Origin of the sequence: Streptomyces sp. RB17, assembly GCF_009604455.1 — a bacterium.
Classification (GTDB): domain Bacteria; phylum Actinomycetota; class Actinomycetes; order Streptomycetales; family Streptomycetaceae; genus Streptomyces.
This window is the reverse complement of record NZ_WEGL01000001.1, coordinates 948,234-963,069: the sequence shown is the minus strand read 5'-3', so window position 1 is coordinate 963,069 and position 14,836 is coordinate 948,234. Positions and strand designations below refer to the sequence as shown.

Here is a 14,836-nt window from a genome sequence, read left to right as displayed (position 1 = left end):
GGCGGGCGGGAAGCCCGCCCTGACCTGCGCCTACAGCACCGGCAGGTTCTTGCGCAGCTCGAACGCCGTGACCTCGGAGCGGTACTCCTCCCACTCCTGGCGCTTGTTGCGCAGGAAGAAGTCGAAGACGTGCTCGCCGAGGGTCTCGGCGACCAGGTCGCTGCGTTCCATGAGGGTCAGGGACTCGCCGAGGTTCTGCGGGAGGGGCTCGATGCCCATCGCGCGGCGCTCGGCGTCGGAGAGGGCCCAGACGTCGTCCTCGGCGCCCGGCGGGAGCTCGTAGCCCTCCTCGATGCCCTTCAGGCCGGCCGCCAGGAGGACGGCGTAGGCCAGGTAGGGGTTCGCGCCCGAGTCCAGGGAGCGGACCTCGACGCGGGCCGAGCCGGTCTTGCCGGGCTTGTACATCGGGACGCGGACCAGGGCGCTGCGGTTGTTGTGGCCCCAGCAGATGTACGACGGGGCCTCGCCGCCGGCGCCGGCCGTGCGCTCGGAGCCGCCCCAGATGCGCTTGTAGGAGTTCACCCACTGGTTGGTGACCGCGGAGATCTCCGCCGCGTGCCGCAGCAGGCCCGCGATGAAGGAGCGGCCGACCTTGGAGAGCTGGTACTCGGCGCCGGACTCGTAGAACGCGTTGCGGTCGCCCTCGAAGAGGGACAGGTGCGTGTGCATGCCGGAGCCCGGGTGCTCGGAGAAGGGCTTCGGCATGAAGGTCGCCTGCACCCCCTGCTCCAGCGCCACCTGCTTCATGACCAGGCGGAACGTCATGATGTTGTCCGCCGTCGACAGCGCGTCGGCGTAGCGCAGGTCGATCTCCTGCTGGCCCGGGGCGCCCTCGTGGTGGGAGAACTCCACCGAGATGCCCATCGACTCCAGCATGGTGATCGCCTGGCGGCGGAAGTCCATGCCGACGTTGGTGGGCGTGTGGTCGAAGTAGCCCGAGTTGTCGGCCGGGGTGGGGCGTGAGCCGTCCAGCGGGCGGTCCTTCAGCAGGAAGAACTCGATCTCGGGGTGGGTGTAGAAGGTGAAGCCCAGGTCCGAGGTGCGGGCCAGGGCGCGCTTCAGCACGTAGCGGGGGTCGGCGAAGGACGGGGAGCCGTCCGGCATGAGGATGTCGCAGAACATGCGGGCGGTGCCGGGGGTCTCCGCGCGCCAGGGCAGGACCTGGAAGGTGGACGGGTCCGGCTTGGCGATCATGTCGGACTCGTAGACCCGGGCGAAGCCCTCGATGGCCGAGCCGTCGAAGCCGATGCCCTCGTCGAAGGCCTGCTCCAACTCGGCGGGGGCCACGGCGACGGACTTCAGGAAGCCCAGCACGTCCGTGAACCACAGGCGTACGAACCGGATGTCGCGCTCCTCCAACGTCCGGAGCACGAACTCCTGCTGCTTGTCCATCTTCCGCTACCCCATCCTTGCTGGTCAGGCCGCCTGTCCCCGATCCCGCGGGAGGCGGTCGGGCACTTGAGCATCCCACCACAACACCATTTCACGCGCGTTGCGGACCTTGATCGCGGACGCGTACCCGGCCTGAACGCCTCTCGTACGGCAGGTGTACTGCTGTGTCGCCCATCTTGCCTGCTCGGACCGACATCCGTAATGGCCGATCCGCTTTCCGACGTGAGGGATGCCACGTCCGTTTAATTTGCATCTCAGATGCAACTTTTCTTACGTTCGGATCAGTTCAGACGTAAGGAGCACTGATGCTGACCGAGCGGTCCGCAGCCACCGTCCGCGCCACCCTTCCCGCAGTCGGCGCGGCCATCGGCGAGATCACCGAGCGCTTCTACGCCCGCCTCTTCGCCGCCCACCCCGAGCTGCTGCGGGACCTGTTCAACCGCGGCAACCAGGCCTCCGGCGCCCAGAAGCAGGCCCTCGCCGGCTCCATCGCCGCCTTCGCCACGTACCTGGTGAACAACCCGGACCAGCGGCCGGACGGGATGCTCAGCCGCATCGCGCACAAGCACGCCTCCCTGGGCGTGGCCCCCGAGCACTACCCGATCGTGCACGAGCACCTCTTCGGCGCCATCGCCGAGGTCCTCGGCGAGGCCGTCACGCCCGAGGTCGCCGCCGCCTGGACCGAGGTCTACTGGCTGATGGCCAACGCGCTCATCGCCGTCGAGAAGCGCCTGTACGAGGAGAGTGGCAGCACGGAGCGCCGCCCCTGGGAGGTCGTGGAGCGCATCCATGAGACGGCGGACGTCGTCACCTTCCGGCTGCGGCCCGCCGACGGCGGCCCGGTGCGCGACTTCCGCGCCGGACAGTACGTCTCCGTCCAGGTCGGGCTGGCCGACGGCGCCCGCCAGATACGGCAGTACAGCCTGTCCGGCGCGCCCGGCGAGACGCTCCGCCAGTTCAGCGTCAAGCGCGTGGAGGGCGACGACGCCCCCGACGGCGAGGTCTCGAACCACCTCCACGCGCGCGTGCGCGTCGGCGACGTCCTGGACCTGTCCGAGCCGTACGGCGACCTCGTCCTGGACGCCGGCGCCGAGACCCCCCTGCTGCTCGCCTCCGCCGGCATCGGCGTGACCCCGATGATCGCGATGCTGGCCGACCTCGCGGCGGGCGGCCACGGCGCCCCGGTCACCGTCGTCCACGGCGACCGCTCCCCCGCCGACCACGCCCTGCGCACCGAACACGAGACGTACGCCGGGAAGCTCGCGGACGCGTCCGTGCACTTCTTCTACGGGCGGGACGCCGAGCCGGGCACCCGCACCGGCCTGGTCGACCTCGCCGACATCGCCGTACCGGCAGGCACGCGCGCGTACCTGTGCGGCCCGCTGCCGTTCATGCGCGCGGTGCGTGCCCAGCTGATCGAGAAGGGCGTGGCCCCGGCCGACATCCACTACGAGGTGTTCGGCCCGGACCTGTGGCTGGCGCAGCAGGGCGCCTGACGGGCTCAGCCCTGGTCGTGTCCGGCGGCCGCCTCGGTCACCTTGTCCAGGAGCGGCTGGAGCTTGGCGACCAGGCCCTGGTAGTCGGCGCTGCGGCCGTCCGACCACTGGGCCAGGCCGACCACCAGCAACCTGCCGTAACCGGTGAAGGACTGCACCAGCCCGCTGTCCGCCGGCAGCGTCCTCAGACCGGATCCGGCGGGCGGCACCAGCACGCCCACTTCGTAGTCGGTGGGGTGCGAGCCCAGCGCGCCGACCAGGTGGGGGACGTCGGCCTGGTCCTTCATGCCGAACGCGACGATCGTGTACTGGTCGTCCGACGCGTCCTTGTACAAAGCCCCGATCACGCCACGGCAGCCCTTGCTCGCCCCGATCAGCGCGGTCAGGTTCGGACCGACCATGCCCGAGCCGGTGCAGTTCGGTCCGCCCGACTGCTTGACCTTGGTGTAACCGTCGACGTGTGCCGGGAACGCCTGGTCCGCGGTGACCATGGACATCGGCACCGCGGACTTCGCCGGTTCCGACGGCCCCTCCGAGGGAGCGACCGGCGCGTACCCCGCCGCCTTCGCCGCTGTCTCGTGCCGCGTTCCGTGCCCCGCGCTCAGCCAGAATCCCACCCCGGCCACCACGGCCACCACGGCCACGGCACCGACCGTGGCAGTCACCGCTGCGAGCTTGCGGCGTGGCGGACGCTTCGCAGGGGCCTCGCGCTCAGCCGCGCCCGGCTCGTGGATCCCCCCGCTGTGGATCCCCCTGCTCTTCTCGAACTCTCTGACGAACTCGTTCCACCGTTCGTCATCCGTCCCCTGGTTCCCCTCCATCACACGCGCACCTTAACGGCCACCGGTGAACGCGCCGCGTCGAGAGCCGTCAACCGGCTTGCGGCCCCCGGGAGATGCCCAGCAGCAGCGAGCCCGTCGGCTCGGCGACGATCTCGGCGACGGTGACCGGGTCCAGCGCCGCGTAGAAGGCCTCCTGGGCCCGGCGCAGGGCGCCGCGCAGCCGGCAGCCGGTGTTCAGCGGGCAAGGGGCCGTACCCGTCGTACCCTCGCAGTCGACCACGTCACCGTCGCCCTCGAAGGTGCGCACCACCGCGCCGACCGAGGCCGTACGGCCCTCGGCGGTGAGGGTGAGGCCGCCGCCCCGGCCGCGCCGGGCGTCGACGAGGCCCAGGTGCTGGAGTTCGGCGACGACCTTCGCGGCGTGCGTGTAGGGCACGTCCATGTCCGCCGCGACCTGGCGGGTGGTGGGCATGGTGTCGGCGGCCACGGCCAGGCGCATCAGGACGCGCAGGGCGAGGTCGGTGGAGCGCAGGAGCCGCATGTCACGAGCGTAGGTAATACGCATCCACGGTTCAAATTATCCCGCCCCAGTCGCCCCGCCCCCGATCGCCCCATCCCTCCCCCCGCTCCCGGTTGCCTCTTTGCCGAGCCCTCTCTACGGAAGTCGACCCCTGCCCCATTACGATCAGCGGGCCCCACCCTTCCCGTTGCCGCCCCTTTCCCCAGAAGGACACCTCATGGGTTCCGCCAAGAACAGCAGCGCGGCGCGCAAGGCGCGCATAGAGGAGATGCGCCGCGCCGAGCGTGCGCGCGAGCGCCGCAGCCGCGTACTCACCATCGCCGCGAGCGTGGTGATCGTCGCCGGCCTCGTCGTCGGCGGCGTCGTCCTCGTGAACTCCCAGTCCGGGAAGAAGAAGGACGCCGCGAGCGACTCCAAGGGCTCCGGGAGTGCCGGGGACTCCGGGCACTGGACCGCCGACAAGGACGGCGTGAAGACCTGGTCCGGCAAGCTGTCGCGGACGCACGTGCAGACCAAGGTGTCCTACCCGATGCACCCCCCGGTCGGCGGCAACCACAACCCGATCTGGGCGACCTGCGACGGCACCGTCTACACCAAGCCGCTGCAGGACGAGAACGCCGTGCACTCGCTGGAGCACGGCGCGGTCTGGGTGACGTACACCAGCAAGGCGAAGAAGGCCGACGTCGACGCGCTCGCGGCGAAGGTGAAGAAGACGCCGTACTCGCTGATGAGCCCGTACGAGAACCAGGCCGCGCCGCTGATCCTCTCGGCCTGGGGCCACCAGGTGACCGTCAAGAGCGCGGACGACCCCGAAGTGAGCAAGTTCTTCGCCGCCTACGTCCAGGGCCCGCAGACCCCGGAGCCGGGCGCCGCCTGCACCAGCGGGGCGATGTAGTGAAGCGTCGGCACGTCGGCTGGGTCGCCGGGGCCGCGGCGGCGGTGCTCGTCGCGGCCGGTGCGATCACGTACGCGGTCGCCGAGGACACGAGCGGCGGCTCGTCCGTGCAGACGCCGGCCGCCGAATCGGCGGACGCCGGGTTCGCCCGGGACATGGCCGTGCACCACCAGCAGGCCGTCGAGATGTCGTACATCGTCCGGGACCGCACGCAGAACGCGGAAGTGCGGCGGCTCGCCTACGACATCGCGCAGACGCAGGCCAACCAGCGCGGCATGCTGCTCGGCTGGCTGGACCTGTGGGGGCTGCCGAAGGTGTCGGCGAAGCCGCCTATGGCCTGGATGGGTATGGGCGACATGCCCGAGCGCGGGGACGGCTCGCTGATGCCGGGTATGGCGACCGACACGGAGCTGAAGAAGCTCCAGTCGCTGAGCGGCGGGCAGGCCGAGGTCTTCTACCTGCAGCTGATGACGGACCATCACAAGGGCGGGATCCACATGGCCGAGGGCTGTGTCGCCAAGTGCGCCGTCGGGGTGGAGAAGCGGCTCGCGCAGGGCATGGTCGACGCGCAGCAGTCCGAACTCCGGATAATGGCCCAGATGCTCAAGGAGCGGGGCGCGAAACCGCGTTCGTGAACGGCGGGCAACCCCTTTCACAACACCGCCGCACGGACGAAAGCCTCAAATCACCCCAACTGACGGTTCCTTGAGCTTCTCTTGACCTTTCCGTTCCCCTGGCATGAACGGTTCATCGAAAGAGTGACCCCCATCGTGTGATCCATACGGTCGGCCGAAACCGCCGCGGGCCGGCACGCGGACGCATGACGTACCGACCACGACATGCATGCGAACCGCATCGCAGGGGGTTCTATGAGATCCAACCGCGCCAAGCTGCGCGCCATGAGCATGGCAGCGACGCTGCCCATGGTCGCCGGCGCGCTGGCGCTGGGCATACCCGCGGCACACGCTGCGGACAGCCCCGCTCGTGAAACACTCAAGGGCACCAAGCCGCTGTGGGCCACGGCCAAGGCGGACAAGGGCGCGACCTCGAACAGCGCCCAGGTGAACGCCCGGGTCTACCTGGCCGGCAAGAACGCGGCGGGCCTCGCCGCCTACGCCAAGTCCGTGTCCGACCCCAGCTCGCCGCTCTACGGCAAGTACCTCAGCGCCAAGAAGGCGCAGGCCGCCTTCGGGGCCACCAAGGCCCAGGTGGCCGCCGTCAAGACCTGGCTGACGTCGGCCGGTCTGAAGGTCACCGAGGTCACCCAGCACTACGTCGCCGTCTCCGGTGACGTCGCCGCCGCCGAGAAGGCGTTCGGCACCCAGCTGCACAACTACGCCAAGGGCTCGGCGACCTATCGCGCCCCGGCGCAGACGGCCACCGTGCCGACCGGCCTCAAGGGCACCGTCCTGACCGTCACCGGCCTGGACAACGCCCCGCACAGGTCCGACCACGACGACCAGCTGCCGCCGCCGGACGCCGTGTTCAAGAACGCCGGGCCGTTCTCCTCGTACTACGGCTCGAACACCGCGAGCACGCTGCCGGACGCGTACGGCGGCAAGATCCCGTACGCGATCAAGGGCTACACCGGCAAGCAGCTGCGCGCCGCGTACGGCGCGGGCTCCTACACCGGCAAGGGCGTCCGGGTCGCCATCACCGACGCCTACGCCTCGCCGACCATCGCCTACGACGCCGGCACGTACGCGGTCAAGCACGGTGACGCGGCCTGGAAGACCGGCCAGCTGCACCAGGTGCTGCCGAAGAACTACACCAAGACCAAGGAGTGCGGCGCGGCCGGCTGGTACGGCGAGGAGACCCTCGACGTCGAGGCCGTCCACGCGGTCGCCCCGTCCGCCGACGTCACGTACGTCGGTGCGGCCTCCTGCTACGACGACGACCTGCTGGACTCGCTCAGCAAGGTCGTCGACAACCACCTGGCCGACATCGTCTCCAACTCCTGGGGCGACGTCGAGGCCAACCAGACCCCGGACCTCGCGGCCGCCTACGACCAGGTCTTCCAGCTGGGCGCGGTGCAGGGCATCGGCTTCTACTTCTCCTCCGGTGACAACGGCGACGAGGTCGCCCACACCAAGGTGAAGCAGGTCGACACCCCGGCCAACTCCGCCTGGGTGACGGCGGTCGGCGGTACGTCCCTGGCCGTCGGCAAGGGTGACGCGTACGAGTGGGAGACCGGCTGGGGCACCGAGAAGGCGACCCTGTCGACCGACGGCAAGAGCTGGGTGGGCTTCCCCGGCGCCTTCACCTCGGGCGCGGGCGGCGGCACCAGCAAGACGGTCGCCGAGCCGTACTACCAGAAGGGCGTGGTCCCGGACGCACTCGCGACGGCGAACAACGCCGCCGGCAACCGCGTCGTCCCGGACATCGCGGCCATCGCCGACCCGAACACCGGCTTCCTGGTCGGCCAGACCCAGACCTTCGCGGACGGCTCGGAGCAGTACAGCGAGTACCGCATCGGCGGCACCTCGCTCGCCGCTCCGGTCATCGCGGCGGTCCAGGCCCTGGCCCAGGAGGCGCGCGGCGGCAAGGCGATCGGCTTCGCCAACCCGACGATCTACGCCAAGTACGGCAAGCAGGGCGTCTTCCACGACGTCACGGACAACCCGACCGGCTCCGGCCTGGCGGTCGCCCGCGTGGACTTCGCCAACGGCTACAGCGCCGCCGACGGCCTGCTGACCTCGGTCCGCAGCCTGGGCAAGGACAGCTCGCTGTCCGCGGTGAAGGGCTACGACGACGTGACGGGCGTCGGTTCACCGGCGGACGGGTACGTGCAGTCGTACGCGAAGAAGCACTGACGCTCCGCTGAGGGGCGGGGGCCCGGGGTCGCGAAGACCCCGGGCCCCCTTTGCGTTACTCGGACTTGAGCGCGGTGATGAAAGGGGTCCAGGCGGTGGGGGGGAGGAGGAGGGTGGGGCCGTGGGGGGCGGTCTTGGAGTCGCGGAGGGGGATGAGGTTCGGGATATTGGCTGCTACTTCGACGCGGTTGCCGCCGCTTTCGTTGCTGTGGCTCGACTTGCGCCAGAGGGCGGCACCGGGGAAGTCGCTGGCCACTTCTACGCAGTCCCCGCCGTCACCGTTGCTGTAGCTGCTCTTGAACCAGAGCGCATCACTCAAGTCGATCCGGTCGCTTGCCATTTCGGTAATCCTCTGCCGCTGCCTTGATCATGGCCAGGGACGTGTCTGGTGACAGCGCGACGGCCCTGAGCCGATCGTTTGCCTTGCGGTACTGCTTCACGAGGGCCGGATCGTCGATGGTGTCACCGCTGTACGACGCCTCGATGCAGAGCAGCGGCGGCGCGTCCGGGAAGGCCGTGACCTTGATGGATGCGGCCATCAGGGGATACGCCCCACACGTCCGCGGAACGATCTGCGGAGTGATCCGGTGCCGCTCGGCCAATGCCACCAGCCGGTCGAGTCGTTCGGCCATCTCCGGCGGCGACAGGATCGGAGCGGTGACCAGCGACTCATGCAGGATCGCCCAGTACTCCGGAGTCGGGTGGGCGGGTGGGCGGAAAACGGGGGTCCAGGAGGGCACAGCCCCCTGGGTCAGTGGTGCAGTGCCGCCGCCCCCTCCGGCAAGTGAGAGGCAACCAACCTCTCCCGCCCCACCGACGGAGTCCCCCGGCGACGGTCCACCGCCCACGCCACGCTCGCCACGCCCAGACCCAGCACCGCGAGCATCGCGCCCGCCAGTGCCGGGGACGTCGTACCGAAGCCCGCCGCCAGTGCCAGGCCGCCGATCCAGGCGCCGCCGGCGTTGGCCAGGTTGAAGGCGGCCTGGTTGGCGGAGGAGGCCAGGGACGGGGCCGCGGCCGCCTTCTCCATCACCATCAGCTGGAGCGGCGAGCCCGTGATGAACGCCGCCATGCCCAGCAGGGCGACCGCCGGCGCCGCGCTCCACTCCGCCCGCATCAGCACCGGGAACAGGAGCAGCACGAGCCCCAGCGAAGTCAGGCCGCCGAACAGCGTTCCCCGCAGGGAGTGGTCCGCGAGGCGGCCGCCCAGCAGGTTGCCCGCCGTCGCGCCCACGCCGAACAGCGCCAGGAGCAGCGTCACGTTCGTCTCGGCGTACCCCGCAGTCCGCGTCAGCATCGGGGTCACATAGCTGTACGCCGCGAAGAGCGCGCCGAAGCCGGCGACCGTCGTACCCAGAGCCAGCCAGACCGGCAGGGACTTCAGCGCGGCCAGTTCGCCGCGCAGGCCCGTCGGAGCGGACGCGTGCGCCCCGTCCCGCGGAACGAGCAGCGCCAGCGACGCGATCGCCGCGAGGCCGATGACGCTCACGCCCAGGAAGGTGGCCCGCCAGCCCAGGTGCTGGCCGACCAGCGTGGCCACCGGTACGCCCGCGATGTTGGCGACGGTCAGACCGAGGAACATCAGGGAGACCGAGCGCGCCTTGCGCTCCGGCGGGACCATCGTCGTGGCGACGACCGCTCCCACGCCGAAGAAGGCGCCGTGCGGCAGGCCGCTGAGGAAGCGGGCGGCCAGCAACGCGTCGTTGCCGGGGGCGAACGCCGACAGGGCGTTGCCCAACACGAACAGCGCCATCAGGGCGATCAGCACCGTGCGGCGGGACATGCGGGCGGTGAGTGCGGCCAGCAGCGGGGCGCCGATGACGACGCCGAGCGCGTACGCCGAGACCAGGTGTCCGGCGGTGGGGATCGAGATGTGCAGGTCGTCCGCGACGTCGGGCAGCAGGCCCATCATCACGAACTCGGTCGTACCGATTCCGAAAGCGCCGACGGCCAGAGCGAGCAGGGCCAGGGGCATGAAGGGCCTGTGCCTTTCCAGGTGGGAGTCGACTCGACGGGAGAGTCGACGAGAGCGGAGTTCCGTACCAGCATATGTTCAGCTGCGGAACAAAGCCTCTCAGGCCCAGTATTCCAAGGGGTTACGAGGACGTGTCGAGCTTCACACGGGCGGCCACCGGAAGGTGGTCGCTGCCGGTGCGCGGCAGCGTCCAGGAGCTCTCCGGCTCCACGCCCCTGACCATGATCTGGTCGATCCGCGCCATCGGGAACGACGCCGGCCAGCTGAACCCGAAGCCGCTGCCCGCCGCGCCCTGGGTGGAGCGCATCTGGGAGGTGACGGCGTTGAGCGAACGGTCGTTCATCGTGCCGTTCAGGTCGCCGAGCAGCACCACCCGCTTCAGCGGCTCGTCGGCGATGGCCTCGCCGAGCGCGTCGGCGCTCCTGTCGCGCTCCCGGGCGGTGAACCCGGCCTTCACCTTCACCCGCACCGAGGGCATGTGGGCGACGTACACCGCGATGGGGCCGTGCGGGGTGGTGACCGTGGCCCGCATCGCGCGCTTCCAGCCGAGCTTGATGTCCACCGCGCGCACCTCGCTCATCGGGTACCTGCTCCACAGGCCGACCGTGCCCTCGACCGCGTGGTACTTGTACGTCGGCGCGAGCGCCTTCTCGTAGGTGGACACGGCCGTGGCGGGGACCTCCTCCAGGGCCAGGACGTCGGCGCCCGAGGCGGCCACCTGGCGGGCGGTCCCGACGGGGTCGGGGTTCTCGGCGTTGACGTTGTGGGTCGCCACCATCAGGTCGCCGCCCGCGCCCGTCCTGTCGGTGAGCAGCCCGCCGAAGAGGTTCAGCCACACGATCGCCGGGAGGAGTACGGCGATCAGCGCGGTCGCCGACCTCCGCAGCAGCCCGAGGAGCAGCAGGACCGGGACGGCGAGGCCCAGCCACGGCAGAAACGTCTCGGTGAGGCTGCCGAGGTTGCCCACCCGGTTCGGGATGTGCGAGTGGAGCAGCATCACCAGGGCGAGGAGGAGGGCGAGGGCCGCGAGGACGGCGCCCCGGCGCCAGATGCGCGGGTCGCCGCGCCAGCCGGCGAGCAGGCGGTGCAGCAGGCGCCGAAGCCGGGTTCCGGGTCGCTCGGGCCCCGAGCCGCCGTTGTCCGTCTCCGTCACGTATGCCTGCTGCGCCATACCGTCTGCCTCACTGCCTGCCGTGCACACCGTCGTTCCCCTGTGTTCTTCCGACCCTAGGGGATGATCGGCTCGGTTCCCGCCGTCCATGACGGCCGTACGGAAGACGAGGACGAGGGAAGCGGGACAGGGAGTTCCGTTATCCCCGGGACACCCGGGGTTTGTGACGAAACGCGCACATGAGCGCTACGAGGCTGTCGAGCTGACGGGCCGTAGGCCGTCCAGGACCGTGTCGACGATCCGCTCCGCCAGGTCCTCGGGCAGGTCGCCGTCGGGGCGCATGATGGTGCGCACGAGCATGGGGCCGACGAACAGGTCGTTGGCGAGTTCCAGGTCGACGTCCGGGCGCAGTTCGCCGTTCTCCCGCCCTCGGCGCAGCACCTCCAGCGCGAGTGCACGGCGGGGCGCGACGACACTGGCGTGGTACGCCGACCAGATCTTCGGGCTGTGCTTCATCTGCGCGTAGACGTTGTGCAGGATCACCGAGGAGCGGTGGACGAGCCCGCGCCGGCGCAGGGACTCCAGCAGCACGACGAGGTCGTCGCGCAGGGAGGTGCCGGGGAGTTCGGGGTCGGGGGGTTCGGCGGCGCGTACGACGTCGACGAACAGTTCCTCCTTGCCGCTCCAGCGGCGGTAGATGGTGGCCTTGCCGACACCGGCCGTCCGCGCGACGCGCTCGATGGAGAGTTCGGCGAGCGGTACGCCGTCCTCCAGGAGCTTCATCACGCCTTCCAGAATGGCCCGTTCCACGGCCTCGCTGCGGGGTCGTCCCCGCACGGGTCCGTCGGGTCGCGGCCGGCTGTCGGCAAGGCTCACGTCGTTCCGTCCTCTCACTGTGCTGCGGGAATTGTCCCGCAGCACGCCTCCTTCCCCCGTGTACGACTGCGTACGACCGTGTACGACCGCGGTTCCGCGTCAGTCCGCGGCCGCGACCAACTCCGCTTCCTGTTCGCCCTCCTGTGCGGCCGGCGGCTTGCCGGGCAGGAACAGGGCCGTCACCACGGCGCCGATCAGCGCGACGCCCACGCCGCACAGGGCGGTGACGTGCATGGCGTGCAGGAACGCGTCATTGGCGGGCGTGACCAGGGCCTTGCCCTGCGGGCCGAGCTTGCCGGCGATGCCGAGCGTGGCCTCGATGGACTCGGCGGCCTTGTCGCGCAGGGCGGGCGGCAGCATGCCGAGCTTGCCGTCGATGCCGTTGCGGTAGGACGTGGCCAGCACCGAGCCGAGGACGGCGATGCCGAGCGCGCCGCCGACCTGCCGGAAGGTGTTGCTGAGCGCGGAGGCGGAGCCGGCCTTCTCGCGCGGCAGCGCCTGCATGATGACGACGGAGGTCGGCGTCATGATGTGCGCCATGCCGGTGCCCATGAGGAAGAAGACGACCTCGAGGATCCAGATCGGCGTGTCGGCCTCGAACGTGGCGAACGCGGCCAGGGTGGCGGCGATCAGGACCAGGCCGGCGGTGGTGGTGGCCTTGTTGCCGAACCGGTCGACCAGCAGCCGGGCGCGCGGCGCGAAGATCAGCTGGGCGCAGGCGAGCGGCAGCATCAGCACACCGGACTCCAGCGGCGAGTAGCCGCGCACGCTCTGGGTGTAGAAGACACCGAAGAACGTGACGCCCATCAGCGCGAAGAAGACCAGCGCGATGGCGGTCATGGCGGCCGAGAAGACCTTGTTCTTGAAGTAGGTGACGTCGAGCGACGGGTGGTCGCTGCGCTTCTCGAAGACGACGAAGCCGGCCAGGACGACAAGACCGGCGACGATGGTGGCGAGCACCTTGGCGTCGGTGAAGTCGGCGAGTTCGCCGCCCTTGATGATGCCGTAGACCAGCAGGACAAGGCCGACGACGGACAGGACGACACCGACGGGGTCGAGGCGGCCCGGCCTGGGGTCGCGGGAGTCGGGTACCAGCCAGGTCATCAGGATCAGCGCGACGATCACGATCGGCACGTTGACGAAGAAGACCGAGCCCCACCAGAAGTGGTCGAGGAGTGCGCCGCCGGTGATCGGTCCGATGGCGATGGCGAGGCCGACGCCGCCGGCCCAGATGCCGATGGCCTTGGGCTGCTCCCCGCGCTCGAAGACGTTCATCAGCACGGCGAGGGTGGCGGGCATGACGAAGGCGGCACCGAGGGCCATCAGGGCGCGGTAGGCGATCAGCTGGCCCGGCGAGCCGGACTCGGCGGCCAGGGCCGAGCCGATGCCGAACACGGCGATGCCGCCGAGCAGCACCTTCTTGCGGCCGAGGCGGTCACCGATGAGGCCGGAGGTGAACAGCAGGCCGGCGAAGACGAGGGTGTAGGCGTTGATCGCCCACTCGATCTGCCCCTGGGTGGCACCGAGACCGGTCGGCGCGGGGCTGGAGATGGTCTTGATGGCGACGTTCAGGATCGAGTTGTCGAGCACCACGATCAGCAGGCTCAGCATCAGAACGCCGAGGATCGCCCAGCGGCGCCGGTGCACCGCTTCCGGTATCCGGGAGACAGGGACGGGACTTGTCATGTGTTCGAGCCTAAAGCCATTTCGATACGGAACGGTCTCGTATCTTTGTTCTTTACCAAGGCCTTACACAGGGGCCGGTACCGGCCATCGGCGGGGATCACAAGGGGTCCCTCTGGCCCTGCCCGGCACGAAGTGCCACCATGGAGGCGATCCGGGGACGCCGTCAGGGCGCCTCGAGATGACTGAAGGAGCCGTTGCCATGACGCAGCTCTCGGCTGCCCAGAACGCGCAGAGCGCGCCGCACAAGTCCTCCGACGGCAGCAAGGCGCTGTACGGGGGGAAGGGCACCCGCCGCATCACCGTTCGCGACATCGCCCTCGCCAAGGAGCGGGGCGAGAAGTGGCCCATGCTCACCGCCTACGACGCGATGACCGCGTCCGTCTTCGACGAGGCCGGGATCCCGGTGATCCTGGTCGGCGACTCGGCGGGCAACTGCCACCTCGGGTACGAGACGACCGTGCCCGTCACCCTCGACGAGATGACCATGCTGTCGGCGGCCGTGGTACGCGGCACGCAGCGCTCCCTGATCGTCGGCGACCTCCCCTTCGGCTCCTACCAGGAGGGCCCGGTGCAGGCGCTGCGCTCGGCGACCCGGCTGGTGAAGGAGGCGGGGGTCGGCGCGGTCAAGCTGGAGGGCGGCGAGCGCTCGCACGAGCAGATCCGGCTGCTGGTCGAGTCCGGCATCCCGGTCATGGCGCACATCGGCCTGACCCCGCAGTCCGTCAACGCGATGGGCTACCGCGTGCAGGGGCGGGGCGAGGAGGCGGCACAGCAGCTCCTGCGCGACGCGAAGTCCGTCCAGGACGCGGGCGCGTTCGCCGTCGTCCTCGAACTGGTTCCGGCGGAGCTGGCGGCCGAGGTGACGCGGGTGCTGCACATCCCGACGGTCGGTATCGGTGCCGGGCCCGACACGGACGCGCAGGTCCTGGTCTGGACGGACATGCTCGGGCTGACCTCCGGCCGGGTGCCGAAGTTCGTGAAGAAGTACGCCGATCTGCGTGAGGTCATGGGCGACGCGGTGAAGTCGTTCGCCGAGGACGTCGTCTCCGGGACCTTCCCGCTGGAGGAGAACTCCGTCCACTGAGCCACTGCGGCAACACCCCGGCAGCCCCGCTGATCTTCCCCCGTCAGCGGGGCTGTCGCCGTTTGCGCCTGAGCCGGCGCCGCTCTCGCGGGGCTGGTTGCTCGCCGTCGTGGTTCCTCGATCGATGGTTGCGGTGGTCGTCGGCAGGTTGTCGGTGGCTGTCGGTGGCCTGTCGGTGGTTTGTCGGCAGGCCCTGGCACCGTCTC

General features: G+C 70.1%; 13 protein-coding genes and 1 pseudogene. 5 read left to right on the top strand and 9 right to left on the bottom strand.

Going from position 1 to position 14,836, the window contains the following annotated elements:
* Positions 1-30: 30 nt before the first annotated feature.
* On the bottom strand, positions 31-1,392 hold the full coding sequence (glnA, locus tag SRB17_RS04460) for a type I glutamate--ammonia ligase (RefSeq protein ID WP_153534723.1): 1,362 nt from the start codon (positions 1,390-1,392) through the stop codon (positions 31-33).
* Positions 1,393-1,697: 305 nt separating this feature from the next.
* Here glnA and SRB17_RS04455 point away from each other — a divergent pair, with 305 nt between their 5' ends.
* The gene (locus tag SRB17_RS04455; protein WP_153534721.1) at positions 1,698-2,888 is read left to right on the top strand and encodes a globin domain-containing protein; all 1,191 of its coding nucleotides are present in this window, start codon (positions 1,698-1,700) and stop codon (positions 2,886-2,888) included.
* Positions 2,889-2,893: 5 nt separating this feature from the next.
* Here SRB17_RS04455 and SRB17_RS04450 read toward each other — a convergent pair whose 3' ends face one another.
* Positions 2,894-3,553, bottom strand: a complete 660-nt coding sequence (locus SRB17_RS04450) for a hypothetical protein (protein WP_153534719.1) — start codon at positions 3,551-3,553, stop codon at positions 2,894-2,896.
* 205 nt (positions 3,554-3,758) lie between these two features.
* On the bottom strand, positions 3,759-4,211 hold the full coding sequence (locus tag SRB17_RS04445; RefSeq protein WP_153534717.1) for an RrF2 family transcriptional regulator: 453 nt from the start codon (positions 4,209-4,211) through the stop codon (positions 3,759-3,761).
* A 196-nt stretch (positions 4,212-4,407) separates the two neighbouring features.
* Between SRB17_RS04445 and SRB17_RS04440 the strand changes: the two genes are divergently transcribed.
* The 3 genes from SRB17_RS04440 to SRB17_RS04430 all read left to right on the top strand — a co-directional run bounded on the left by SRB17_RS04440 (position 4,408) and on the right by SRB17_RS04430 (position 7,898).
* On the top strand, positions 4,408-5,085 hold the full coding sequence (locus SRB17_RS04440) for a DUF3105 domain-containing protein (RefSeq protein WP_153534715.1): 678 nt from the start codon (positions 4,408-4,410) through the stop codon (positions 5,083-5,085).
* Entirely contained in the window at positions 5,085-5,720 is a 636-nt protein-coding gene (locus SRB17_RS04435) for a DUF305 domain-containing protein (protein WP_323374960.1), read from the top strand. Before SRB17_RS04440 ends, SRB17_RS04435 begins: the two co-directional genes overlap by 1 nt.
* Before the next feature lie 234 nt (positions 5,721-5,954).
* A complete protein-coding gene (locus SRB17_RS04430; RefSeq protein ID WP_153534713.1) occupies positions 5,955-7,898 on the top strand; it encodes a S53 family peptidase in 1,944 nt (647 codons plus the stop codon).
* A gap of 55 nt (positions 7,899-7,953) precedes the next feature.
* On the opposite strand, the gene SRB17_RS04425 is transcribed toward SRB17_RS04430, so the two are convergent.
* From SRB17_RS04425 to SRB17_RS04400, 6 genes and pseudogenes are all read right to left on the bottom strand, one after another.
* The gene (locus tag SRB17_RS04425; RefSeq protein ID WP_153534711.1) at positions 7,954-8,238 is read right to left on the bottom strand and encodes a DUF397 domain-containing protein; all 285 of its coding nucleotides are present in this window, start codon (positions 8,236-8,238) and stop codon (positions 7,954-7,956) included.
* Positions 8,210-8,602 (bottom strand): annotated as a pseudogene (locus SRB17_RS04420) (DUF5753 domain-containing protein); the annotation flags it as partial. The gene SRB17_RS04425 and the pseudogene SRB17_RS04420, both read right to left, overlap by 29 nt.
* Before the next feature lie 47 nt (positions 8,603-8,649).
* On the bottom strand, positions 8,650-9,873 hold the full coding sequence (locus tag SRB17_RS04415; RefSeq protein WP_153534709.1) for an MFS transporter: 1,224 nt from the start codon (positions 9,871-9,873) through the stop codon (positions 8,650-8,652).
* 121 nt (positions 9,874-9,994) lie between these two features.
* On the bottom strand, positions 9,995-11,044 hold the full coding sequence (locus SRB17_RS04410) for an endonuclease/exonuclease/phosphatase family protein (protein ID WP_153534707.1): 1,050 nt from the start codon (positions 11,042-11,044) through the stop codon (positions 9,995-9,997).
* 186 nt (positions 11,045-11,230) lie between these two features.
* Positions 11,231-11,860, bottom strand: coding sequence for a TetR/AcrR family transcriptional regulator (locus SRB17_RS04405; RefSeq protein WP_323374959.1), 630 nt, complete (start codon positions 11,858-11,860; stop codon positions 11,231-11,233).
* Between the two features lie 99 nt (positions 11,861-11,959).
* On the bottom strand, positions 11,960-13,546 hold the full coding sequence (locus SRB17_RS04400) for an MFS transporter (protein ID WP_153534705.1): 1,587 nt from the start codon (positions 13,544-13,546) through the stop codon (positions 11,960-11,962).
* A 199-nt stretch (positions 13,547-13,745) separates the two neighbouring features.
* Here SRB17_RS04400 and panB point away from each other — a divergent pair, with 199 nt between their 5' ends.
* Positions 13,746-14,630: a 3-methyl-2-oxobutanoate hydroxymethyltransferase gene (gene panB / locus SRB17_RS04395; protein WP_153534703.1), complete on the top strand. Its 885-nt coding sequence runs from the start codon at positions 13,746-13,748 to the stop codon at positions 14,628-14,630.
* Positions 14,631-14,836 lie beyond the last annotated feature (206 nt).